General features: G+C 40.0%; 21 protein-coding genes. 10 read left to right on the forward strand and 11 right to left on the reverse strand.

The genetic code is table 11. The features are described from left to right. Nucleotides 1-164: 164 nt before the first annotated feature. Both FB6_RS13475 and dmeF read right to left on the reverse strand, forming a co-directional pair. Nucleotides 165-866: a DsbC family protein gene (locus FB6_RS13475; RefSeq protein ID WP_174560475.1), complete on the reverse strand. Its 702-nt coding sequence runs from the start codon at nt 864-866 to the stop codon at nt 165-167. A 138-nt stretch (nt 867-1,004) separates the two neighbouring features. Next, entirely contained in the window at nt 1,005-1,952 is a 948-nt protein-coding gene (gene dmeF / locus FB6_RS13480; RefSeq protein WP_174560476.1) for a CDF family Co(II)/Ni(II) efflux transporter DmeF, read from the reverse strand. 55 nt (nt 1,953-2,007) lie between these two features. Between dmeF and FB6_RS13485 the strand changes: the two genes are divergently transcribed. The 5 genes from FB6_RS13485 to FB6_RS13505 all read left to right on the forward strand — a co-directional run bounded on the left by FB6_RS13485 (nt 2,008) and on the right by FB6_RS13505 (nt 7,501). Next, the gene (locus FB6_RS13485; protein WP_174560477.1) at nt 2,008-2,274 is read left to right on the forward strand and encodes a metal/formaldehyde-sensitive transcriptional repressor; all 267 of its coding nucleotides are present in this window, start codon (nt 2,008-2,010) and stop codon (nt 2,272-2,274) included. Nucleotides 2,275-2,400: 126 nt separating this feature from the next. After that, on the forward strand, nt 2,401-3,576 hold the full coding sequence (locus FB6_RS13490) for an MFS transporter (RefSeq protein ID WP_254592248.1): 1,176 nt from the start codon (nt 2,401-2,403) through the stop codon (nt 3,574-3,576). Nucleotides 3,577-3,882: 306 nt separating this feature from the next. Then, nucleotides 3,883-4,917: a DNA cytosine methyltransferase gene (locus FB6_RS13495; RefSeq protein ID WP_174560478.1), complete on the forward strand. Its 1,035-nt coding sequence runs from the start codon at nt 3,883-3,885 to the stop codon at nt 4,915-4,917. Next, on the forward strand, nt 4,918-6,003 hold the full coding sequence (locus tag FB6_RS13500) for a DNA cytosine methyltransferase (RefSeq protein WP_174560479.1): 1,086 nt from the start codon (nt 4,918-4,920) through the stop codon (nt 6,001-6,003). Continuing rightward, entirely contained in the window at nt 5,993-7,501 is a 1,509-nt protein-coding gene (locus tag FB6_RS13505; RefSeq protein WP_174560480.1) for a hypothetical protein, read from the forward strand. Before FB6_RS13500 ends, FB6_RS13505 begins: the two co-directional genes overlap by 11 nt. Nucleotides 7,502-7,630: 129 nt before the next feature. On the opposite strand, the gene FB6_RS13510 is transcribed toward FB6_RS13505, so the two are convergent. The 9 genes from FB6_RS13510 to rpmH form a co-directional block, all read right to left on the reverse strand. Continuing rightward, nucleotides 7,631-10,111, reverse strand: a complete 2,481-nt coding sequence (locus tag FB6_RS13510) for a DUF927 domain-containing protein (protein ID WP_254592249.1) — start codon at nt 10,109-10,111, stop codon at nt 7,631-7,633. Next, on the reverse strand, nt 10,108-10,416 hold the full coding sequence (locus FB6_RS13515) for a CHC2 zinc finger domain-containing protein (protein WP_174560482.1): 309 nt from the start codon (nt 10,414-10,416) through the stop codon (nt 10,108-10,110). Before FB6_RS13515 ends, FB6_RS13510 begins: the two co-directional genes overlap by 4 nt. After that, nucleotides 10,416-10,646 carry a helix-turn-helix transcriptional regulator gene (locus FB6_RS13520; RefSeq protein WP_174560483.1) on the reverse strand — a complete coding sequence of 77 codons (231 nt, stop codon included), beginning with the start codon at nt 10,644-10,646 and terminating at the stop codon, nt 10,416-10,418. Before FB6_RS13520 ends, FB6_RS13515 begins: the two co-directional genes overlap by 1 nt. A 304-nt stretch (nt 10,647-10,950) precedes the next feature. After that, nucleotides 10,951-12,189, reverse strand: coding sequence for a tyrosine-type recombinase/integrase (locus FB6_RS13525; RefSeq protein ID WP_174560484.1), 1,239 nt, complete (start codon nt 12,187-12,189; stop codon nt 10,951-10,953). Between the two features lie 204 nt (nt 12,190-12,393). Beyond that, the gene (gene mnmE / locus FB6_RS13530) at nt 12,394-13,749 is read right to left on the reverse strand and encodes a tRNA uridine-5-carboxymethylaminomethyl(34) synthesis GTPase MnmE (RefSeq protein WP_174560485.1); all 1,356 of its coding nucleotides are present in this window, start codon (nt 13,747-13,749) and stop codon (nt 12,394-12,396) included. A 99-nt stretch (nt 13,750-13,848) separates the two neighbouring features. Then, entirely contained in the window at nt 13,849-15,603 is a 1,755-nt protein-coding gene (yidC, locus tag FB6_RS13535; protein WP_174560486.1) for a membrane protein insertase YidC, read from the reverse strand. A 5-nt stretch (nt 15,604-15,608) separates the two neighbouring features. Further along, a complete protein-coding gene (yidD, locus tag FB6_RS13540) occupies nt 15,609-15,929 on the reverse strand; it encodes a membrane protein insertion efficiency factor YidD (protein ID WP_174560487.1) in 321 nt (106 codons plus the stop codon). A gap of 9 nt (nt 15,930-15,938) precedes the next feature. Further along, nucleotides 15,939-16,328 (reverse strand): ribonuclease P protein component, encoded by a 390-nt coding sequence (rnpA, locus tag FB6_RS13545; protein WP_174560488.1) that lies wholly within the window; start codon nt 16,326-16,328, stop codon nt 15,939-15,941. A 30-nt stretch (nt 16,329-16,358) separates the two neighbouring features. Next, a complete protein-coding gene (gene rpmH / locus FB6_RS13550; protein WP_000831329.1) occupies nt 16,359-16,493 on the reverse strand; it encodes a 50S ribosomal protein L34 in 135 nt (44 codons plus the stop codon). 663 nt (nt 16,494-17,156) lie between these two features. Between rpmH and dnaA the strand changes: the two genes are divergently transcribed. The 5 genes from dnaA to FB6_RS13575 all read left to right on the forward strand — a co-directional run bounded on the left by dnaA (nt 17,157) and on the right by FB6_RS13575 (nt 23,942). Further along, on the forward strand, nt 17,157-18,536 hold the full coding sequence (gene dnaA, locus FB6_RS13555) for a chromosomal replication initiator protein DnaA (RefSeq protein ID WP_174560489.1): 1,380 nt from the start codon (nt 17,157-17,159) through the stop codon (nt 18,534-18,536). Between the two features lie 109 nt (nt 18,537-18,645). Continuing rightward, complete coding sequence (gene dnaN, locus FB6_RS13560; protein ID WP_174560490.1) at nt 18,646-19,791, forward strand: DNA polymerase III subunit beta; 1,146 nt, start codon at nt 18,646-18,648, stop codon at nt 19,789-19,791. A 27-nt stretch (nt 19,792-19,818) separates the two neighbouring features. After that, a complete protein-coding gene (gene recF, locus FB6_RS13565) occupies nt 19,819-20,901 on the forward strand; it encodes a DNA replication/repair protein RecF (protein ID WP_174560491.1) in 1,083 nt (360 codons plus the stop codon). A gap of 53 nt (nt 20,902-20,954) precedes the next feature. Continuing rightward, complete coding sequence (gene gyrB, locus FB6_RS13570) at nt 20,955-23,423, forward strand: DNA topoisomerase (ATP-hydrolyzing) subunit B (RefSeq protein ID WP_174560492.1); 2,469 nt, start codon at nt 20,955-20,957, stop codon at nt 23,421-23,423. A gap of 174 nt (nt 23,424-23,597) precedes the next feature. Then, nucleotides 23,598-23,942, forward strand: coding sequence for a hypothetical protein (locus FB6_RS13575; protein WP_174560493.1), 345 nt, complete (start codon nt 23,598-23,600; stop codon nt 23,940-23,942). Nucleotides 23,943-24,064: the final 122 nt, after the last annotated feature.

A 24,064-nucleotide genomic window follows, 5' to 3' on the forward strand; every position in this document is an offset into this window, starting at 1 on the left:
AGAATTATTCAACTAAATTTATTCGAAAGGAAGCTCTTAAGGTCACTCTTTCTGCCTGATAAAAAATGGCTAAAACAAGAAGAACCTCAATTGAGGTTCCTATTGTGATATTTGTGGGACAGCAGTGCCCTATAAGGTGCTTTTTGTTAGCTTGGTATCGTATTTTATAAACCTAGTTCTTTCCACATAAGTTCAATTTCTTGAGCAGGGCGAGCCCCCATCACTTTAAAACCATTGGAGAAAATAACTGCAGGTGTACCGCTTAATCCTAATGATTTACCTAAACTTAAATTACGTTCAACTGGGTTAGCACAGCTTGCTTTTGCACCCGGTTGAATACCTTTTCCAATCAGGTTTGACCACGCCAAAGCTGGATCTTTTTCACAGAATACTTGCTTGGATACTGCCACAGACTGGGTTTTAATGGGATAAATAAAAGTGTAAATGGTGACATCATTTAACTTGCTTAATTCAGTTTCAAGTTGTTTACAATACGGACAATTTGGGTCAGAAAAGATGGCGAGCTGGCGTTTACCATTACCTCGTACAGTTTTCACCGCATCCTGCAGCGGTAATTTTTTCCAGTCGATGCTGTTCTGTTTCAACATTAAATCTTTGGTCAGGTTTTTCTGATCGGCTAAACGGAACATCGATCCCACCAAAATATACTCGGCATCTTCTCCCAAATACACCACTTGACCATCCATGGAACCGCTATAGATACCTTTCATCTCCGTAGTTTGAATATTTTCAATATTTAATTTGGGATGTTGCTTAGCCAGGTTGGTTTTCACCGTATCAACATTTGCCAAAGTTAAAGTTGAAAAGAAACTCACCAAGGCAATTGCCAATGTTTTTTTAATCATCTGTTCTGCTCATTGATTTAAAATCTTTCCCGCTGATTCTACTCAAAAATCAGCCAAATAATCTTAAAATTTTAGCTTGCCTTACTCAAATTACACAGACTTACCCACTAAGGTTTCACGTGGAACACATCTACAAATTTATCGCGGATTTATTTCTACAGAAATATGCACAATTTCTTCATGAATAGATAAGGCTTCACGCACCTGATCTGCATTCAGACTAGAATCTGTGACTAAAGCCAAAATACAGGAAAATTTGCCTTTACCCACTTTCCAGACATGCAGATCGGTAATTTCAGCCATAGGAAATTCCGCCATCACCTCACGAATTTCATCCACCACTGGATGATCCATTTCTGCATCCAGCAAGGTTTTTCCGGTCTCTTTGATCAGTCCGAGTGCCCATTTTGCCACCAGAATCGAACCCAAAATCCCCAATACGGCATCCAGAAAATTCCAGCCCAGATATTTGGCTGCAAACAGCGCCATAATCGCAAAAACTGAAGTCACCGCATCTGCCACGACATGCATAAAAGCCGCTTTCTGGTTTAAATCATGATGCGTATGTCCATGATGATGCTCATCTTCTTCGTGATGGTGATGGTGATGGTGATGGTGATGGTGATGGTGATGGTGATCATCATGCAGCAACCAGGCGCAGATCAAATTGATGATCAAACCTAAAATTGCGATGGGAATGGCCTCATTGAAATGAATCGCAACCGGATTCAGCAACCGTTCGACCGATTGAAAGGCCATAAATAGCGCGACAACCATCAATAAAATCGCGCTGCTATAGCCAGCTAAAATTTCAATTTTCCAGGTTCCGAAACTGAAACGCTTATCATGCGCATAATGACGGGCAGACCGATAAGCAAAATAGGCCAGTCCCAATGCCAGCATATGTGAACTCATGTGCCAGCCATCAGCCAGCAAAGCCATTGAATTGTAAATCCATCCCCCAATCACTTCTAATAACATCATCAGTGCCGTTAGAATGGTCGCCAATAAAATGCGTTTTTGTGCAAGTGGATTACCTTCATCAAACTGATGACTGTGGGTTCGGGTTAAGGTGATTTTTTGCATGATCTAGGTTTTTAATATACTCCCCTATAGTATATTTATTTTTTGGAGCAGAGTGTTGAGTCATTTACATCAGGATAAGAAAATTTTAAATCGGGTTAAACGCTTACAAGGACAAATGGCGGCCATTGAACAAGCTTTGCAGCATCCGGACAGCTCATGTATTGATATTTTACAACAGACTGCCGCAATTAAAGGGGCGGTGAATGGTTTAATGAATGAATTGATTGAAGCGCATTTGCGCCATCATGTGATTGGCGAACACAGTGAAACCAATGAACAGGAACTGGCTGAATTTTTAAAATTATTAAAACGTTATGCTTAAATTTTTACATCTTATCAATTGACCCTGCAGCCCGATAGCGATTAAGCTTTTTCCTATCCCTAAATACATTATTCTCAACATATGCAATTTTATTTTTAAACTGCATATCGTTCTGTGACTCTATCAATGACCAATTCTCAATCATGGCGACCATTTATGATGGTCAGCCTGGCACTGATCATGGGAACGATTGGAACTGCGCTCGCCAGTCCCCTATATCCCATCTATCAGCAACTTTGGCATTTGCTGCCGAGCCAGATTACCTATATTTTTGTGGCCTACATGTTTGGCTGTCTCGCCACGCTGCTGTTTCTAGGACGTGCCAGCAACAGTTTCGGATTTTTAAGAACACTGCAAACCGGTATGCTGTTTGTGATTATCGGCTTGGCTTTATCGGCCATTTCACCCAATGCGCTGACCCTGTCTTTTGCCCGTTTTCTGATTGGGATTGCTTCCGGTCTGATCAGCACATCCGCCATGCTTGGCCTGATTTACACCATTCCGGACAGCCATAAGCAAAGTGCTCCCCAGTTCAGCTCGATTATTACCGTGATTGGCTTTGGTCTGGGCCCCTTTATTGGTGGCCTGATTGCCCAGTTTGCCCCTTATCCGCTGGTCACGCCCTATTTACCGGTCATTCTAGGGGCCATCCTATGCTTGGTGGGCCTAGTGAGCGTTAAAGCTCGGCCTGTACAAAAGCAGCCATTTTCCATGGCTCCCCATTTGCAATTGCCCTTAAAAAAATATCAGGGGCTGTTTTATATTGCCGGCTTTACCGCATTTAGTGCCTTTGCCTCGTTCAGTTTATTTGCTTCTCTGGCACCCTCTTTTGTGAAAGACATTATTCCCTGGCATGGTCCATTAGTGAGTGGGAGCACCATTGCCAGTATCCTGTTCATCTCTGCAATCACACAGTTTTCAGCCAAAAAAATGAATCCTCGCACAGTGGTAAATATGGGCTTGAGTTCTTTGATTTTCGGCTACATTCTGCTGAGTACCTGTATACAGATGCATTGGAGCGCGCTGTTCTTTGTGAGTGTGGTGGCCGCCTGGATCGGACATGGGCTGGGATTGCTGGGCGCTTTCGGCATGATTCATGGCATGACCAACACAGACAATCGCGCTGCGGTGATGTCGACCTATCTATTTATCGGTTATTTAGGCACCATTGTACCGATCATTGGGGTGGGCTATTTATCAGACCATTTTGGTTTCAGCGCCGGTATTTTTGGCTTCTGCATTTCGGTGGGGCTGCTGTGTCTTAGCCTGTTATTTTATCAGCGCAGGATGCAAGCAGATTAAGCTCATAGAAAAGCCCTCAAGTGAGGGCTTTATTTATAGATCGGATTTACTTTTCGATTGCATTATTTCCCAATACAGAATGTAATTTTTAAAATAAAAAACAAATAAAACAAATAGTTATGATTTAGAAAATATACTGGTGACTTATCAGTGCCTTTTAGCGTCAGTTTTACACTAAACTATAAATCAATATTGACTAGGTTACACTCGCGACACATCTTGTCGTTTGGTTGGTAGTTATATAAATTTAGGCATCACATAGCTGATAGCATATAATACGGCAGTTTTGATTTGGAGTTAAGTTTAATGTCTGACCAGTTTAATGTGGTTGATCTATTTTGCGGTGCGGGTGGTCTGCACATTGGATTTGAGCGACAAGGCTTCACGACAAAACTTTGTATTGATAATAACTTACAAGTCGAAAAAACACACAAGTTAAATTTTCCACATATACCCTTTATCAATAGAGACATTGCTTTAATATCTTCTGAAGAAATAGCATCTTTCATTGATGGTGATCTAGATGTAATGGCTGGAGGTCCACCATGCCAAGGATTCTCAACCATTGGTAAACGCTCTTCATCTGATCCTGAAAAACGAGCTGCACATGACCCTCGTAATGAACTAGTAATCACCTATGCCAAATTAATTAGTGACCTAAAGCCTAAATTTATTGTCATGGAAAATGTAAAAGGCATCCTTACAATGGACAAAGGTGCTTATTTGCAAAACGTTTTATCATTATTAAGAGATGCTGGTTACAACGTAGATTACAAACTAATAAATATGGCTGATTACGGGGTTCCTCAAATAAGACAACGTGTCATTATTTTAGGTAATGCCTTAGGGTTACCCGTAAAATTTCCAGAACCAACACATTCAGAAACCGCAAATCTTATTACCCAAAAATGGAATAACTGTTGGAATGTTATCCATGATTTAGCAGATTTACCGGAAAATCCAGATTTTAATCATGTAGCATTAAAGCACACTGAAAAAAATATTGAACGTTATAAGCTAATCCCTGAGGGTGGACGATTACCTGAAGATAAGCTTTCAGAAGAATTATATCGCAAAAATTTTGGTAATACTTATAAACGCTTACACCGTGATAAACCTAGCTTAACTATGGTTCCTGGCAATGATGCGTTTCCAATTCATCCAATCTTGCATCGTAGTTTAACGATTCGCGAAGCAGCTCGTATACAAACTTTCCCAGACAAGATGATTTTTGCAGGCAATAGACGCCAACAAGGTCATCAAGTTGGGAACGCTGTACCACCCAAATTTTCAGAAGTTTTGGCTGCATTTATCAAAAATGAATTATTAAAGGCAAAGTAAGTGAATAGTATTGATCTGTTTTCAGGTGCTGGTGGACTGCTAATTGCAAAGAAAAATCTTGGTTGTAATATCTTATTTGCAAATGAAATAGATGATGCTTGTGCAATAACCCACCGTCATAACTTTAAAGATATCCCATTAATACATAAAGATATTAAAGATCTAAAAATTGATGAAATTAAACAATATGTTGGAGATAAAGAAGTTGATCTTGTTGTAGGTGGACCTCCTTGCCAAGGTTTTTCAATGTTTGGTAAAAGACGTTTTGTTAATACACAAGGTTATGATCCTAAACAAGATCCACGTAACCACTTAGTATATGAATACATTCGTATTGTTGAAGAAACGCAACCAAAATTTTTCTTTATGGAAAATGTAAAAGGGTTTATGTCCTTAGATAATGGATTGTTCGTTCAAGAAGTGATCAAAACTTTCCAAAAATTAGGCTATAACGATATTTGGTGTGAAGTTGTTTGTGCAGCTGATTATGGCGTCCCCCAGAAACGTCATCGTATGTTTATGATTGGCAATAGATTGGGTATCAATTTTGAAGCCCCCAAAAAAACACATTCAGATAAAGATCCCAATCTATTGCCATATACTACGGTTGGAGAAGCAATTTTAGATATTGCTGATTTAAACGAAAAAGATATTCCGAATCATATTGCATTAGCTCATAAACCACTTGTTGCTGAACGAATGGGTTATGTACCTGAGGGTGGTAAGCTCGATTTAAATACATTACCAGAGCATCTTCAAAATGCGACTCGAAAAGACTCAAAGACAGGAAAAGTAGCAAACTACAGTCATGTTTATAAGCGATTAGACCGAAATAAACCCTCTACTACAATGGTACCAGGTCATAACGCCTTTCCAATTCATCCTACGCTTAATAGAACTTTAACCCCACGAGAAGCTGCACGTATACAAACTTTTCCAGATACTCTTGAATTTTTTGGTACAAGACAGCAACAATGTATTCAAGCTGGTAATGCAGTACCACCAAAAATGGCAGAACCATTTTTTAAAAAGATCAATGAATACATTGAAGAATACAATAAGGGGAAAGTAGGAGATGAGTCATGACTTGCATGCAACATGGGCATGTGCAGAGATAGCAAATATTATCAGGCATAATCAACCCTCTTATTTTGCCAATAGTGGCTACCCAACTGGTTGGACAATTGGTTCTGGTAGAGAAGGGGGAAGACTATGGCCTTTAGCCGATGGAGTCATCAGTTCTTATCATTCTTCCGTTACAGATGATCTTCATATCGCCGTGGAGTTTAAGCGTACAAATGAAGGCTTACACGGTACACTGACAGCTTTAGGACAATCATTAGCTTATCTACACAAAGGGTATCACGCCTCTATTATTGTGATACCTGAAAAATATACTTCCCACAGTTCACCAGCAAACCACATTAAAGATGTACTAGATCTTACAGCTAATACCATGCCTGTAGGAGTATATGGTTATAAAGAACCAGATTTAACAAAGCTTAATCCTTTTGAAAATCAAATTACTTGTTATCGACAGCCACAATTATCATTGTCACCTTTAGTAACTGGTGCCTCTGTTGGTTCTAGACCTAAGTCTTCAACATTATGGGCTCATGTCAGAGAAGGTATGAGCTATCCCGATGTTTTTTATAAATATTGTAAAGAAGTCAAGTTTGTTACTTCGTACCCTAAGAATAGAAATTTTCAACTTCTACCTGAATTAATCGCGGCTGTAAATAGAATCATGCCTACAGCAGATCCTATTAAATTTTTAAGTTACACAAAAGACGATTCTATTTTGGATCGAACTTGGTTACATGTTTGGTTTAATTATTATTTTCATAAAAATTTAAGACCTATATTTACCAAAGATCCACATACAGGTCTTTATGCTGTAAACGCCAAAGCTAGTCTAATTAAACAAAATAAAAGTGAATTTGCCAATTTTTTAAGCGGCAGAAGAGATTCACTTAAAGAAAAAATCGTTGAAAAATTAAATAAAGGGTCTATTACCGAAGACGAAGCTTGGGAAGAATATGTAAGAACTGTGCGTAATCAGGCTCACAGTTATCGTGAAGTAATTGATTCAGGCCTATACCATCTAAATTTAATTGATAGTGAGGGTAATTTAACAAAAGTAGGCTATAAATTTGTAGATGAAGCAGACAAAGAATCCTCTGTTTATTCAAATACTGCGATTCAAATTCTACGGGGAGCTGCGTTGGTGTATGGCAATTTTTCAGCATTTTTACATTATGTATATCAACTTTCTGAAGAAGTATTTAGCGAAGAAGCTATGTATTTTGCGAGTATGAATAGAAAAAATGGCACTATCAAATTTGATAATGTAGGATTTAAAGCATATTTATATGAAAAAATGAAAGATGATCTTTCTCTCATTTTAACATCCTCTATTCGGTCACCAGGAAACCCAAGAAATGCCTTTCAAGCAGAAATACCTTTTCTAAAATATTTAGGATTAATTGATGAAGGTACACCATTTCGTTTAGGGACAGGCTTATTGATTAATTGGCCAGTAGTACAAGAAAGTATTGAGTACATGAATGCAAATAATTTGTAACGGTGTAACACTGTTAACTGCATGATTTTTAGAAATTTTAAAAGTTACACTACTTGATACAGAAATGTAACAGGTAACATTATGTTACCTGTTACATTTAGCTCATATTATTTGTTACCAAATAAAGCTTTAATTTTCAAACATGTTACTAAAGTTACTGCTGTTACTTTGTTTTATTTCACTTTTAGCTTCAATATCAAAGTTCATCATAACATTGGCATTAAAAACATATAAACGGGTAACCTTTTCTGATTCTGGCAACCTTTTCACTTTTGTCATTAGTTTACCGTCACAGTCAATCCATCCATATTTTTTCAAGACTTTTGCAACAACTTTTGAATTGAGTGACTTACATATTTCTTGTTTAAAAATTTCTGGATAAACATAAAATTGTCGTTCATCAGCTTCAACTTTAACGAATCCCATTCTATTAAATACTTTAGTCTGCTCACTAAATTCAGTGTTAATCAACTCAAAACGACTACTACCATGAAGCGTGAAAAAAGTACGTACCTGGTTCAAAATTTCTTCATCTTCATAATCACCAACTTGTTCAAAGTTACCAATCCAATGATTAAAAACCTTTTGAACTGATCTAATGGCTGTACCTGACTTCCATCCCGTTATACCTGCAATTGTTGCCATCTCACCACTAACAGCAACCAAAGCAAAATAGTTTGCTACACGAATGATATGCCCTTGTTTATGCTGTCCAATTAACACCTGAGCATATTCATCAAGTAAGCGATTTGCTATTTCTGTTACTTTAACTTTATCTGAAGTCAAATATTGCAACCAAGCAGCCCCTGCTACTCCATAATATTTTTTGATATTACTATTAAGTAACAATGCTTGTTGAGCTGCATTTTCTGAAAAATCAATTTGATCAAAAATACCATGCTCAGACTGATCTATATCGATGTTAATTAATCGAATTTCCTGCCCCAATTTGGCTTGTTGACCAGCTTCGTTCATCAACTCAGACAATGTTTTTTCACCACTGGAAAGAAATACAAGCCTCCACCGAGCTGTCTCGCGTACAGTCAGGCTTTTTGTCATCCGGCCTTTACCTGAGCCATTAATTAGCATGTAAATAATATTACCCAGATCTTTAGGGTTCGGAATTTCGCCGATTTCATCCAATACCAGTAAGCCATCATTATGCGTAAACGCTGTTTGTTCTAATGCATTACTTGTATTACGCCATGTATGATAATACGACTCAGGATTCCCCCATACAGAACAGGCAATAAAAACGGCGGTACTTTTACCTTTAGATGATTTACCTTTGAAATGTATGCCGGCTCCATGACGACCCAGAGGTTCAAGCAACTGACCTGTAAAAGCACTAGACAGAGCCAAAACTAAAAAATCATGGTTTTCAGAATACTTAGCGACATTATTCTGCCAATCATTCAAGGTACCTTTTTGTACATATTTATCAATTACGTTGTAAGTGGATTGATAAACGATGAACTCACCACTGCTATTTTCACCAATAACATTATTGGGCAAAATGTACTGATGATCATGCCATCCAACTTTGTTTACACATTTTGCGAATGTATCAACTGGGTAGTTGGCTATATACGTTTGAAATAATTCTCGAGCGGATCTGGAAGTAGAAAGGGTTACTCCCATATGAGCAAGTGCTTTACGCATATCTGCACCATCAGTTTGCAGAGTTTCCATAGGTAAAGCCCATGTGTGCTCTACATTTGCATCATCTACCCATTTAAGCAATCGTCCCCAATCATTTGAGGTCTGATCTCGTGTTTTAGCTAAAATTAAAACAGGTGTAGATAACCAAAAGCATTCCAATTCACCATCGCGCATTCTTAGATAATGTACACCATCTGAGGTAATCTCAAACTGACCATTCTTATGAGGCATAGGGGCGGCTAGAACCTCACTTTTCTTATGCAGCTCAGCTTCATTATTTTTTTCAACTTGTTTAAATCCAGTCGAATTGTATGGAACTATTATAAGATTTTGAACATCCTTGATTGACGTTTCCTGTCCAATAGCCGCCCGTTTCTCTACCCAATCGACGACATCATCTTTGCTTTCTAAATTGAGTTCATCCAATTTAATTACAGAAACCAACGTATTTTTTTCATGAACAGCTTCATTCAAAGCATCCAAAAATTTTAATCCTGGTTCATCATTATCAGGCCATACAATAATTGAGCGACCAAATAAAGGACTCAAATCTGTTTTGCTGACACTTTGGCAACCACCAGTGGTGGTTGCATATAGACCAAGTTTATTTAAATAATCTGCTTTTTGTTCACCTTCTACAACATATATCGGCTGATCTTTTGAGGCTGAGATCCGATATAACGCATATAATGGTTTGCTACCATTACCTTGTGGGAAGACCTCATGAAAGTCAGGTTCTTTCAATATAAAGTCACTGCCTTTCAATGAAAATGAACGTATAAATTTCTGTCCATTGTCTGGATTTTTAGCCCTTAACTTCCAGTAAATCACATCGCCATTTTCATCAGTATATTGGAAGACGGATTCAAATTTAAAACCGTTTTGTTTTTCAACAATTGATTGTGCAAAAACTTCAGCCTGCTCATGCATTAATTGTGTATTTTTCATTTGCATTCTTCCCAAGCGCCTAAATCTTTACATGCATCGATAAAACTGATTTTTTTAAATTTCATATGAAATGCAATTAAGTCACCACCTTTGGTTCCACATGCAAAACAATTGAAACAACCGATATTCAAATTGATACTCAAACTCGGATTCGTATCATCATGAAAAGGGCAAAGTATCATCGACCAAGTTTTCGATCTGTCATGTTCAAAACCATGCTCAGATAAATACTCAGGTACTCTTGGGAGCAGATCTTTGTTCAGTCTAAATTTATATTTTCGATTTTTATGATTTGGATAGGACATTATTTAGTCCCCCATATTTTTGAATCGTGATTTTTAGCAATACGTTCTTCAATCCATAAATCTACTTCGGATTCAATCCAAGCAACCCTGCGTATGGATAAATGTATGGGGTGGGGGAATTTACCCTGTTTCATCAGGGCATAAATTGATGAAGCACCTAAACCGGTCTTGGCCTGTACTTCTTTACGACGGATTAAACGATTTTTTTCACTAAGAATAATATTATTCATCTGGATCATCTCTGGATTAGCGATAGATTCAGACAAATTTCAAGTTTTAATTTTCAACCAATTTTATAAGGTTACATATGCCTTTGGAGCTTTAAAATAAATTCAATCTGCTGTCACCAGAATTGATAAATAAGGTACAAACATTAAAGACAAAAAATCTGCCATTAAATTCAGTAGCTTTTACAGCTTGCTACTTTCATCAAGCCAAGTCACTTGGCTTGATGTCGATAATCTGAGGCATACTCAAAACAAAATCAACTATTTTTTTAAATATTAAGTATATACATTTTTTTTAATATAAAAATCATAAAGTTAAATCAATTAAAGGTATATCACCAATAATTTTATAAATGTGATCACTCCAGTTTTGCAACATTTGAATACGTTGCTGTTTATAAGAGGCTTTATTATAAACCCCTCGAACACCCTTAATTGTATGATTTAAACTTGCTTCGATCACATCACTGCTATACCCCTGTTCATGTAGATGGGTACTCGCTGTTCTTCGAAGATCATGGATGGTAAAAGGTACTAGGGTAGTTATTCCTGCCAATACACTTTTTTGAGCAGTATTAAATGCGTTATGGCTAATATGGGTACCCTTTTTCCGCCCCACAAACACATAAGGTTCATCACCAGCTATAATTTTAAGTTGCTTTAAAATGGATATAATTTGATCAGACATATAGATTATCATTTCACGAGAATGACCTGATTTACCATCACCTTTAGTTTCAGGAATTAGCCAAATTCTATTTTCAAAGTCTATATCCTCCCACTTAGCCTGTAACAATTCAGATTTTCTTACCAACGTCAATAACGACAGTAATAGACCATATTTACGTGGCTTATATATTCTTGAAGAAAAAACAGCCTTATAAAATATTTTAATTTCTGATTCTTTTAAATAACGGTCCCGAGGCTTAGGTTTACACACATGTCTTGAAGGTATTGATAAGACTGGGTTAAATTGGATCATGCCTAAAGTCACAGCATAATCACACATGCGCTTCAATAAACCTCTCACCTGATTTGCAGCAGAATCATACCCTTGGTCTTTTTTTCGCCAAATAACCTTTCGAATGTCATTAACTGTTAGATCTTTTAGTGGGATATGACCAATCAAGGGGTAAATATCATTATTTAGGCACAAAATCATATTGTATGGATTTTTTCTGTCCTTTTTGATTACTTCATTTAAATATGTTTCACCATATTCTTTGAACAGTATGGAGTTACTTTTACCAGCTTTTCTAGCATCTTTTTCTTTTTTAGGTGAGATACCCTTGGCCACCATTGATGCAGACTCATCTCGAATTTGTCTTGCCTCTTTCAATGACAGATCTGGATAGCGGCCTATAACTAAGCGTTCTTGCTTACCATTGAGGGTATATCTGTAATGCCAAGATTTTATACCTGAATCTTTCACTTCAATGAATAGACCATTATTCAATTTATCTTTAACTGTGTAACGCTTTAATTGTGCTTTTAAATTTTGCACCTCTCTATCCGTTGAAAAAAATGTATTCGTTTTACTTCGCATTTTTAGTCACTCAATCATATTTTATATATACAAATCATTATGCACCTAATAGGTGACTAAAAAAACAGTAGCACTAGTTGACTTTAATAAACATACTGGAACAATAAAAAGACGTAAAAAAAGCACTAAGCTATTAATACTTAGTGCGATTTAATCCATACTAGAACTTACTAAAACTTATTAGAACATAGGGTAAATTTGAAATTACTTTCCAATACAGAACGATCCAAAGATTTTCCCTAACAGATCATCCGCACTGAATTCCCCGGTAATCTCGGCCAAAGCATTTTGCGCCAAACGCAAAGACTCCGCCACCAACTCACCCGCGTGAAACACCACCAGTTGCTCGCGTGCTTCTGCCAAATAGTGCTGAGTACGCTTCATTGCGTCTAAATGACGGGTACGGGCAATGAAGGTATCTTCTTCTGGCTGAAAACCTGCATGGGCTGTAATCGCATCTATGAGCGATTGAACGCCCGTTTCCTGCTTAGCAGACACGGTAATATGACGAAATCCCTGATAATCACCAATTTCAGCCGCAGCACCAGTTAAATCACATTTATTGGCAATCAGCATTAAACGACGCGGCTCAAGGTGTTCAGCAAAATAGTTTTGTGCCAATTGCAAAGGATCTTCACCTTGGCTCAAGTCATAGACCAAGAGTAATAAATCAGCCTGCTCAATCTCTTTAATGGCACGGCGAATCCCTTCTTTTTCCACTACATCCCCGGTTTCACGCAGGCCGGCAGTATCGGTCAGGGTAATTGGCAGGCCATTTAAAGTAATTTTTTCATGCAACACGTCACGCGTTGTGCCGGCAATATCGGTCACAATTGCGCGTTCATTGCCCGCAAGAGTATTTAACAGGGATGATTTCCCTGCATTCGGCTTACCGGCTATCACCACCTGTAAACCTTCACGCAATAACTGACCTTGACGTGCCGAGGTTTGTACAGCAGCGACAGAGCTTTGGACCTCTTCCAGCAAAGCTAAAATTTTGCCGTCGGCTAAAAAGTCGATTTCTTCTTCCGGGAAATCAATCGCGGCTTCCACATGCAAACGCAGGTGAATCAGTTTCTCTAATACGGTGTTAACACGAGTCGAGAAAGCCCCTTGCAAAGAGCGCACTGCGGAACGTGCTGCCGCCTGAGAGGTCGCATCAATTAAATCGGCAATCGCTTCAGCCTGAACCAGATCCAGTTTGCCATTTTCAAAGGCACGCATGGAAAACTCACCGGCTTTGGCTGCAATTGCACCCAATTCAAGTAAACGCCCGAGCAGGGCATTTTGAATCACTGGTCCGCCATGACCTTGCAGCTCCACCACATCTTCACCGGTAAAGGAATTCGGGTTGGGAAAGCAAATCGCCAAACCTTCATCCATCACTTCACCAGCGGCATCATAAAATTGACGAAAACCGGCAAATCGAGCTTGGGGTAAAGTCTTTTGAGTCAAAGCTTCAGCAATGGCATAGGATTTTGGACCTGACAGACGAATCACCCCCACACCACCACGCCCTGGCGGAGTTGCAATTGCAGCAATCGTTGTTCGGTTTTGCATAACATTCACCTAAAAAATCCCAAATCACAGCCAAAGAAAAATCCGCCTAAGATTACCATCTTAAGCGGATTTATTCAGCACGTCGCTATAAGTTGTTACTTAAACAGCATCGCGCTTTTCACGGTCTTTTTGCACACCTTTATTAATCAGGCTTTGCTGCAAGATCGTAATACTGTTGTTGCAGATCCAGTACAGAACCAGACCAGCAGGGAAGAACAGCATGAATACAGTGAAAATGATCGGCATGATTTTGAAGACTTTCGCCTGCATAGGATCAGCCGGTTGCGGATTCAGCATCTGCTGAATAAACATGGTTGCACCCATCAATAATGGCAGGATAAACCATGGATCCATTGCAGATAAATCTTGAATCCAGCCTAACCACGGCGCATGACGAAGTTCTACAGATTCCATCAATACCCAGTACAAGGCTAAGAAAATCGGCATTTGCAATAACAATGGCAAGCAACCAGAAAGTGGATTCACTTGTTCACGTTTATACAGCGCCATCATTTCCTGAGAGAAACGCATGCGGTCTTCACCAAACTCTTCTTTCATGCGTTGCATTTCAGGGGCAATCACACGCATTTTCGCCATTGAGCGGTAGCTCTTAGACGACAATGGCCAAAGAATCAGTTTTACCAATACAGTCAACAGGATAATTGACCAGCCCCAGTTGCCGACAATGTTATGGAAGAATTGCAGGCCAAGGAACAATAACTTGGCAATAGGCCATAACCAGCCATAATCAACAGTCTGGTTTAAACCAACCGCCAAATCTTTCAATTCAGATTGAACTTTAGGACCTGAATAGAAGGTTGCATCTACTTCAGCCGTTGTTCCTGCCGGAACATTCATGGTCGGTGAAGTAAAACCAATAATATTCATATTATCGGTAGACTGGCGAGATTCCAGTTTAGCAGTATAAGGCTGACCATTGCCTTGAGTCAGTTTCAGGTCACCCGGAATCCAGGCACTCACAAAGTAATGCTGAACCACAGCAACCCAGCCACCTTTGGCTTCAACATTCAATTTTTCTTCGTTGAAGTTGGCAAATTTCAGCTTGTTATAGTGCTCATCTGGTGTGCCCCAAGCGCCGCCCAGGAAGGTACCGAGAGTGAAAATACCTTGGTCAGATTTACCCGGATCTTCCGAGTTATCACGTTTGATTTGACCAAACATTTGACCCTGCCAGTTCTGGCTACTACGGTTCACTACTTTGTGATTGACTACGACGGGGTATTCACCTTGTTTAAAGGTGAAGGTCTTGATGATTTCCACACCATCAGCAGTTTTATAGACCATTGGCACAGATAAAACTTTAATGGCTTTGCCATCTTTATCTTGTACGGCTTTGGCATCTGCCAAGGTATAAGCTGATTTTTCAGTCTCATACACAGGACGACCATTACGGTTACTGTCTGGTCCATTTAAACCAATCAAGCCAGACTGAGCAACATAAGTACGTTTGGCATCGCTTTCAAGCATCACAAACGGTTGATCACTGTCTTTGTTTTTATCATGGTTCAATAACTCAATACGAACAATGTCACCACCTTTAGGATTAATCCAAAGATGATAAAGGTCAGTTTGTACTGAAATAAGCTGTTGACTTACAGGTGCAGTCGCCCCTGCTGTAGTTTGCTGAGTTGCAATATTTGCTTGAGGCATGTCAGACGCTGTAGTAGCTGTTTGACCATTCGGCAAATCGGCAGATACTTCATGCGAAACAACGGCAGCTTCTTGCTGCGGTTTAGTTTCGGCATGACCATAATCTTTTTGCCAAGCCAAAATAAGCAAATATGCGACGACAAACATGGCCCCTAGAATTGCAAACCTGGCCCATTGTTGCATATCTATTATCCCAAGTAGTTAAAGTGATTTCGGTTCAATAAACGATCACGAAAGGGTACAGCAACGTGAAGCGTTTGAGAATCTATTTGCTGAAATGAAATAAAACGAATTGCTTTTGGGGGTACAGGATCATAGCCCGAACCACCCCAAGGGTGACAACGACAAATACGTTTAGTAGCTAACCACGCACCACGCACAGCACCATAGGAATGGACTGCTTCCAAAGAATACTGAGAACATGTTGGAATATAACGACAGCGGGGTCCCAATAAAGGACTAATCGCGATCTGATAGAATCGAATCAACCAATGCAGTAAACGTACCATTGGCTATCTCTACTTTTGTGGGGAGGGAGCTATCTTTTTATGCTTTGTGGCAAGGCGTTGCAATTTCTGCCAAGCAAATTGTAATTGCTGCTGCAATTCTGCATTAGGTACGGCTTCAATGCCCATTTTAGGCATGACAACTATATCTAATAAATCCAATTGCTGCTGATGCAGGCGAAAACTTTCGCGCGCAAGACGTTTTACTCGATTTCTTTCATGTGCACGACGCACTTTCTTCTTAGCAACAACAATACCCAAACGGCTTTTAGGCTGTTCGGAATTTTTGGCTAGAAATAGGAAATGGGGTTGATGCACTTTAAAAAGCGCACCATCAAACACACTTTTATAATCGGCAGCACAGCGTATACGTACATCTGTGCTGAAGCCATAAAGTGTCATAACACCCAAAATCGTAATAACGTTAACAGATTAAACAGTTAAGCTATGACGACCTTTTGCACGACGGCGAGCTAATACCTGACGACCAGCTTTAGTAGCCATACGAGCACGGAAACCATGAACACGCTTACGCTTTAATTCTGATGGTTGGAATGTACGTTTCATATTGAAACTCCAAAAATGATCTTTCTATGAAGGTTCGCGATTTTAGTGTTCATTCAATGAGCTGTCAATCAAAAACAAACTTTCTTTCAAAATAAGTCTGTTTTTAATCGATCTATCTTTTGTAAGATTTTTTAACTTATACAAACCTTGTTTTAGTTTTATACACAATATAAGCTATTGAATAATAAAATAAGATAAGTTATAAACAGAAATATTCACAATATTATCCACAAGACAATGTTGATAAATGGATGCTTGAGCTGATTTGAATTTAAATTTAAAACATTGGAGAGTTATCCCCATCGCAGAGCGCTTCTATAAATAAATTCAAATTTATAAATTTAAATTTATTACTATTAGGGAGGATTTTTTATGGGGAAAAGTCATTTTTATTTTTATTAAACATGAATTTATATTGTGGATATCTATGTTTTTATAATTTTATTAAATTGTGGATAACTTTATGATATATTTTATCCACAGCTTGCGGATAAACTTATCCACACGTTGTTTAAATTTAAATTTATTTTGGAATTTGTCTTTTTCAGTGATATTTCCTTAATTTTGCCATGACAGATGTGGATAACTTCGATAGAATGGCGACCCGCTTTGTCGGGTGAATAATGTTTTTTTGATTAACAATGGACTGAATAGGGGTTTCACATGCTTTGGACAGACTGTCTGACTCGTTTGCGACAAGAGCTTTCGGGTAATGTCTTTACAATGTGGATCCGCCCTCTGGTTGCCGAAGAGCTGAATGATACATTAAGACTTTATGCACCTAATCCGTATTGGACCCGTTATATTCAGGAACACCATCTGGAACTGATCACGATTTTGGCTGAGCAAATGTCAGAAGGTCGGGTACGTAAAGTCGAGATTCTGGTAGATTCGCGTCCAGGCGCGATTCTGTCTGCCAATGAACAGCCTGCAACGACCACAGCAGCATTACAATCCACACCTGCAGTAGTGTCTAAACCTAAAAAAGAAAAAGAGGAAACCACGACTAAAAACAGCCGCAAACGTCTACTTAATCCCTTATTTACCTTTTCATTATTTGTGGAAGGTCGTTCTAACCAGATGGCTGCTGAAACCTGTCGTAAAGTGTTAACCCAATTGGGGGCTTCACAGCATAACCCGCTATTTTTATATGGACCGACCGGTTTGGGTAAAACGCATTTAATGCAAGCCGTTGGCAATGCCTTATTACAGGCAAAGCCCAATGCCCGGGTGATGTACATGACGGCAGAAAGTTTTGTACAGGATTTTGTCAGTTCTTTGCAGCAAGGCAAAGTGGAAGAGTTTAAAAAGAACTGCCGTTCTTTAGATTTACTCTTGGTAGATGATATTCATTTGCTGGCCGGCAAAGAAGCCAGTCTGGTGGAGTTCTTTTATACTTTCAACGCCTTACTAGATGAATCGAAGCAGATCATTTTAACCTCGGACCGTTATCCCAAAGAATTGACCGAACTGGATGCACGTCTGGTTTCCCGTTTTTCTTGGGGCCTGTCTGTGGGCGTGGAACCACCTGATATTGAAACGCGTATTGAAATTTTATTGAAAAAAGCCGAAAGCAGTGGGGTCGACCTGCCGCGTAATTGTGCTCTGTTTATTGCACAACAAGTGGTTGCCAATGTCCGTGAATTGGAAGGTGCACTGAATAAAGTGGTTGCGATTTCACGTTTTAAAGGTTCTCCGATTGACCTGGATGTGGTGCGAGAATCGTTAAAAGATGTGCTGGCGATTCGTGCCCGAACCATCAGTACGGAAAATATCCAGCGTGTGGTCAGTGAATATTTTCGTATTCCTTTAAAAGAGATTGTCGGTCCGAAACGGACCCGGATTTATGCCCGTCCACGCCAGTTGGCAATGGGGCTGGCTCGTGAACTCACTGGGGACAGTTTTCCTGAAATTGGTATGGCTTTTGGTGGGCGTGACCACAGTACCGTGATGCATGCCTGTGAAAAAGTGATCAGCCTGCGTGAAGAAGATCCAATCTTTAATGAAGACTATAAAAACTTGCAACGTCTGTTGCAAAGTTGATCTGATTTGATCAAATTCTATTCTTGCAATGCGGCATATTCTGCCGCATAGTACACTGCTAAAAACACCGTTATTTATTATTTATCTTCAGTCGTTAGAGGAATGTACCGTGCGTTTAAAAATCGCGAAAGAAAGCTTACTTAATGTTCTATCACATGTCGTAGGAGCGGTTGAACGTCGCCATACTTTAAACATTCTGTCTAACGTTAAAATTCAAGTGACTCATGAATCATTAACCATTACTGGTTCTGATTTGGAAGTGGAATTGGTCGCGAGCACCACACTGGCTGAAGGAGCTTGCCTGCAAGTAGGTGAAACGACGGTACCTGCACGTAAGTTGGTGGATATTTGCAAATCTTTGCCTGCTGCAGCCTTGATTGACCTGCAAATCACTGAAGATCGCTGTGTTTTGAAATCGGGGAATAGCCGTTTTGTACTGGGGACTTTGCCTGCTGAAGATTATCCATTATTAAGCACAGAAAATGCGCAAGGCACACAAGTCACTGTAACCCAACGTGAGCTAAAGCGTCTGTTTGAAAAAACGGCTTTTGCTATGGCGGTGCAAGATGTGCGTTTCTATTTAACCGGTACTTTGCTTGAAATTGATCAGAACCAGCTGCGTGCAGTAACAACCGATGGTCACCGTTTGGCACTGTGTGAAACCGCAGCCAGCTCCAATGCCACTCAAGCCATTCAGGCGATTGTTCCACGTAAAGCAGTGGCTGAATTGCAGCGTCTACTTAGCATTGAAGATGAGCAGTTATCCTTATTAATTGGTCGTGAATTGCTGAATGTCACCATTAGCACGCCTAGCCGTGATAAAGAGCAGGGTGATATCACCGTTCGTTTCACTACCAAACTGATTGATGGGAAATTCCCGGATTATCGCCGTGTGATTCCGCGTGGTGGCGATAAAAATGTATTGATTGCGCATGATGTATTCAAGCAATCTTTGCAACGTGTGGCGATTTTGAGTAATGAAAAATTACGCGGTGTGTTTCTGAATTTTGGCGCAGACTCTTTACAGCTGCGTGCTAACAACCCGGAACAAGATGAAGCAATTGAAGACCTGGCGATTCAATATGCGGATGCCCCGATGGAAATGTCATTTAATGCCCAGTACTTGTTAGATGTACTCAGTGTTTTGGATGGCGATGATGTGTCGATGACCATGACGGAAGCCAACCAATCGGTATTGGTGCATGATCCTGCTCAACAAGATCAGACTTATGTCGTGATGCCAATGCGTGTTTAATTTGCCGATATTGAAGCAGAAACAAGCATGCATATTACGCGTTTAAATATAGAACGTGTTCGAAACTTAAAAGCGGTTGCACTCCATGAGTTGCAGCCGTTTAATGTCTTTTATGGGCAAAATGGTTCCGGTAAAACCTCAATTCTAGAAGCCATTCATTTGCTGGCGACCGGACGTTCTTTTAGAACCCATATTCCGAAAAATTATATTCAGCAGGATACGGGTGACGCGATCGTGTTTGCCCAGTCAGCCACTGAAAAAATCGGCATGCAAAAGTTGTTGTCTGGTGAACAGCTGATTAAAGTCAATGGTGATTTGATTGCGACCCAGGGGCAATTGGCTAAAATTTTGCCCTTACAGCATATTGATCCACAAAGTACCGACATTATCGACTATGGTGCCAAACCACGCCGGCAATTGATTGACTGGTTGATGTTCCACGTGGAACCGGAATTTTATCATGCTTGGCAATATTATTCGCGGGCTTTAAAACAACGCAACAGCTTGTTGAAATCCAGCCGCAACTTGAGTCTGAATGATTTAGAACCGTGGAACAAAATGCTGGCTGAATATGGTGAAATGCTGAATTTTCAGCGCAGTAGTATTGTGGAGCAATGGAAAGTCTTTTTTGAACAGGATTTAAAGCAGTTGTTGCCCAATCTGGAGGTGCAACTGGAATATAGTCCGGGTTTTCATACAGATCTAGGCTTGTTGCATGACTTAACGCTATATCATCAAAAAGACCTGGATCGGCGCTATACCGAGTATGGTCCACATCGTGCAGATTTGCGTTTAAAAACAACGCTGGGCGATGCTGACGTGGTGCTTTCACGGGGTCAGAAAAAGCTGCTGATCATGGCCTTAAAACTGTCACAGATTGCAATGCTGCATGCCTGTAATAAGGAAACTGTGGTATTATTAGATGATCTGACAGCAGAATTAGATTTAACTGCACAGCGACGATTAATTGAGCGATTAAGCCAACTGGGTAGTCAGGTTTTTATCACTACTTTAGAGCATGAATCAGTCAAAAAACACTTACAGGATTTGTCCATTTCATATCAATTATTTCAGGTTGAACATGGTCAGGTTCAGATTGTTGTGCACTAGTTTTTAAATTTTACCCATCTTTGGATAGACCTATATTTCACTAGGGAGAAACCATGAGTTCAGAAGATCAAGCTGCTTCTCAAACAGAACAAACCAATGAAAAGGCTTATGATTCCTCTAGTATCAAGGTATTGCGTGGCCTCGATGCTGTGCGTAAGCGTCCAGGTATGTATATTGGTGATACTGACGATGGTTCAGGTTTACATCACATGGTGTTCGAGGTGGTTGATAATGCCATTGATGAAGCCTTGGCAGGTCATTGTGATGAAATCCTGGTGACCATTCATGAAGATGAATCAGTCAGCGTATCCGATAACGGTCGTGGTATTCCAACCGATATTCATCCGGAAGAAGGCGTTTCTGCCGCAGAGGTGATTTTAACCATCCTGCATGCCGGCGGTAAGTTTGATGATAACAGCTATAAAGTCTCTGGCGGTTTGCACGGTGTGGGTGTATCCGTAGTGAATGCTTTGTCGAGCAAACTCGAACTGACCATCCATAGAGCGGGACATATTCATCAACAAGAATACAAACATGGTGATCCGGTTTATCCGCTTAAAGTGGTCGGTAATACCGATACCACCGGAACGACCGTACGTTTTTGGCCAAGTGCTGAAACCTTTAGCCAAACCATTTTCAATGTTGACATTTTAGCGCGTCGTTTACGTGAACTTTCATTCTTGAATGCGGGCGTGCGCATCGTGTTGCGTGATGAACGTATCGATACTGAATATGTATTTGATTATGAAGGCGGATTGTCTGAATTCGTTAAATATATCAACCAAGGCAAAACCCATCTGAATGACATCTTCCATTTTACTGTACAGGCAGACAATGGCATTGGGGTTGAAGTGGCCTTGCAGTGGAATGATACCTATCAGGAAAATGTACGCTGCTTTACCAACAACATTCCACAAAAAGATGGTGGTACGCATTTAGCCGGTTTCCGTGCCGCTTTGACCCGTGGCTTAAACAGCTACATGGAAAGCGAAAACTTGCTCAAAAAAGAGAAAGTAGCGGTATCGGGTGATGATGCGCGTGAAGGTTTGACCGCAATTGTTTCGGTTAAAGTACCTGATCCTAAATTCTCTTCACAAACCAAAGAAAAACTGGTTTCTAGTGAAGTGAAACCTGCGGTCGAGCAGGCGATGAACAAGTCATTCTCTGAATATTTGTTGGAAAATCCACAAGCCGCAAAATCGATTGCCGGCAAAATTATTGATGCAGCGCGTGCCCGTGATGCAGCACGTAAAGCGCGTGAAATGACACGTCGCAAGAGTGCACTGGATATTGCCGGTTTGCCAGGGAAACTGGCTGATTGTCAGGAAAAAGATCCGGCATTGTCTGAACTGTACTTGGTCGAAGGTGACTCTGCGGGCGGTTCTGCAAAACAGGGCCGTAACCGTAAGATGCAAGCGATTCTGCCACTAAAAGGTAAAATCCTGAATGTGGAACGTGCGCGTTTTGACAAGATGATCTCGAGTCAAGAAGTCGGTACGCTGATTACCGCACTAGGCTGTGGTATTGGCCGTGAAGAATACAATCCAGATAAATTGCGTTATCACAAAATTATCATTATGACCGATGCCGACGTCGATGGTTCGCACATCCGTACGCTACTGTTGACTTTCTTCTTCCGTCAAATGCCTGAACTGGTGGAACGTGGTTATATTTATATTGCACAGCCACCATTGTATAAATTGAAAAAAGGCAAGCAAGAGCAATACATTAAAGATAATGATGCACTTGAAACCTACCTGATTTCCAATGCGATTGATGAACTGGAACTGCATATTAGTAGCGAAGCCCCAGCCATTCGTGGTGATGCTTTGGCGAAAGTGATTGCCGATTATCAAACTTCGCAAAAGAGTTTGCATCGTTTAACCGTACGTTATCCGGCAAGTTTGCTGGATGGTTTATTGGGGCTGGAAGCATTTAAACTTGATCAGAATCATGATGAAACTTATGTGAAACAATGGTCTGAGCAGTTACGTGCTGCAATTGAAGCCCATCAGCCAAGTTTACGTCCTGAAATCACGCTTGAAGTGTTTGAAAAAGAACATGCCAATGGTGAAAAAGTTGCTCATTACTGGCCACGTGTAACGGTTTATGTACATAACTTGCCTCATCATTATTTGCTGGATGCCGGCTTACTCGGTTCAAGTGAATATAAGCGTTTACTGCAAAACTCTAAGAGCTGGTTTACCTTGCTTGAAGAAGGGGCTTATTTGCAGAAAGGTGATCGTAAGATTAATGTGTCGACTTTCCATCAGGTTTGGCAGCACATTTTGTCTGACTCACGTCGCGGCATGATGATCCAGCGCTATAAAGGTTTGGGTGAGATGAATGCGGAACAACTTTGGGAAACCACGATGGATCCTGAAAACCGCAACATGCTGCAAGTGACCATTGATGATGCGATTGAGGCTGATCGTATGTTCTCTTGTTTGATGGGCGATGACGTAGAACCACGTCGTGCTTTCATTGAAGAAAATGCCTTAAATGCAGATATTGATGCTTAATGTGTTGATGAGTTAAATTGTAAAAAGCATCCTTCGGGGTGCTTTTTTTATGCTATTTTGATTTAAATACGACGAATTTTTAACCCGATTGTTTTATTAAAATGACTTATTCCTCTGTCATGATCTTGCTGGAGTACAGCAGAAAGCATCATGCAATATTACGAGGTTAGAGCGATGGATAATCAATTAGAAAAGATCCGAGACATCTGGGTCAATGCCTTTTTTACTGGCAATTATGATGTTTTGGCGCAATATGAGCATGAACAATTCAAAGTGGTTTATGAACAGGAAGGTCGGGTAGAAAGCAATTTTACCCGCTATGAACGGATTGCCCATGCGGTTAACAATGGCGTCTGGAAACCGCAAAAACCTGAAATTGAGTTTGAAGAATTTGAGTATGATCAGGATTTGACTCATTGTAAGGTGCTGATTGGTTTGCAAGATCACAAGCAAATTCAGGAATTATGGGTCAAAGAAGACAGCTGGAAAATTATAGAATTACGCTTTTTAAAACCTTAGATTAGCATTTGAAGTGCAACACCATGTTCTTGGAATAATACCTGACTCGGGCTTCTAAATCCGAGTCTTTTTCTTGGGCGATGATTCAAACGTTGAGTGATTTCTGAAATATAAGCATCCGA

It is taken from the genome of Acinetobacter bouvetii, from assembly GCF_902753875.1.
Lineage (GTDB): Bacteria > Pseudomonadota > Gammaproteobacteria > Pseudomonadales > Moraxellaceae > Acinetobacter > Acinetobacter bouvetii_A.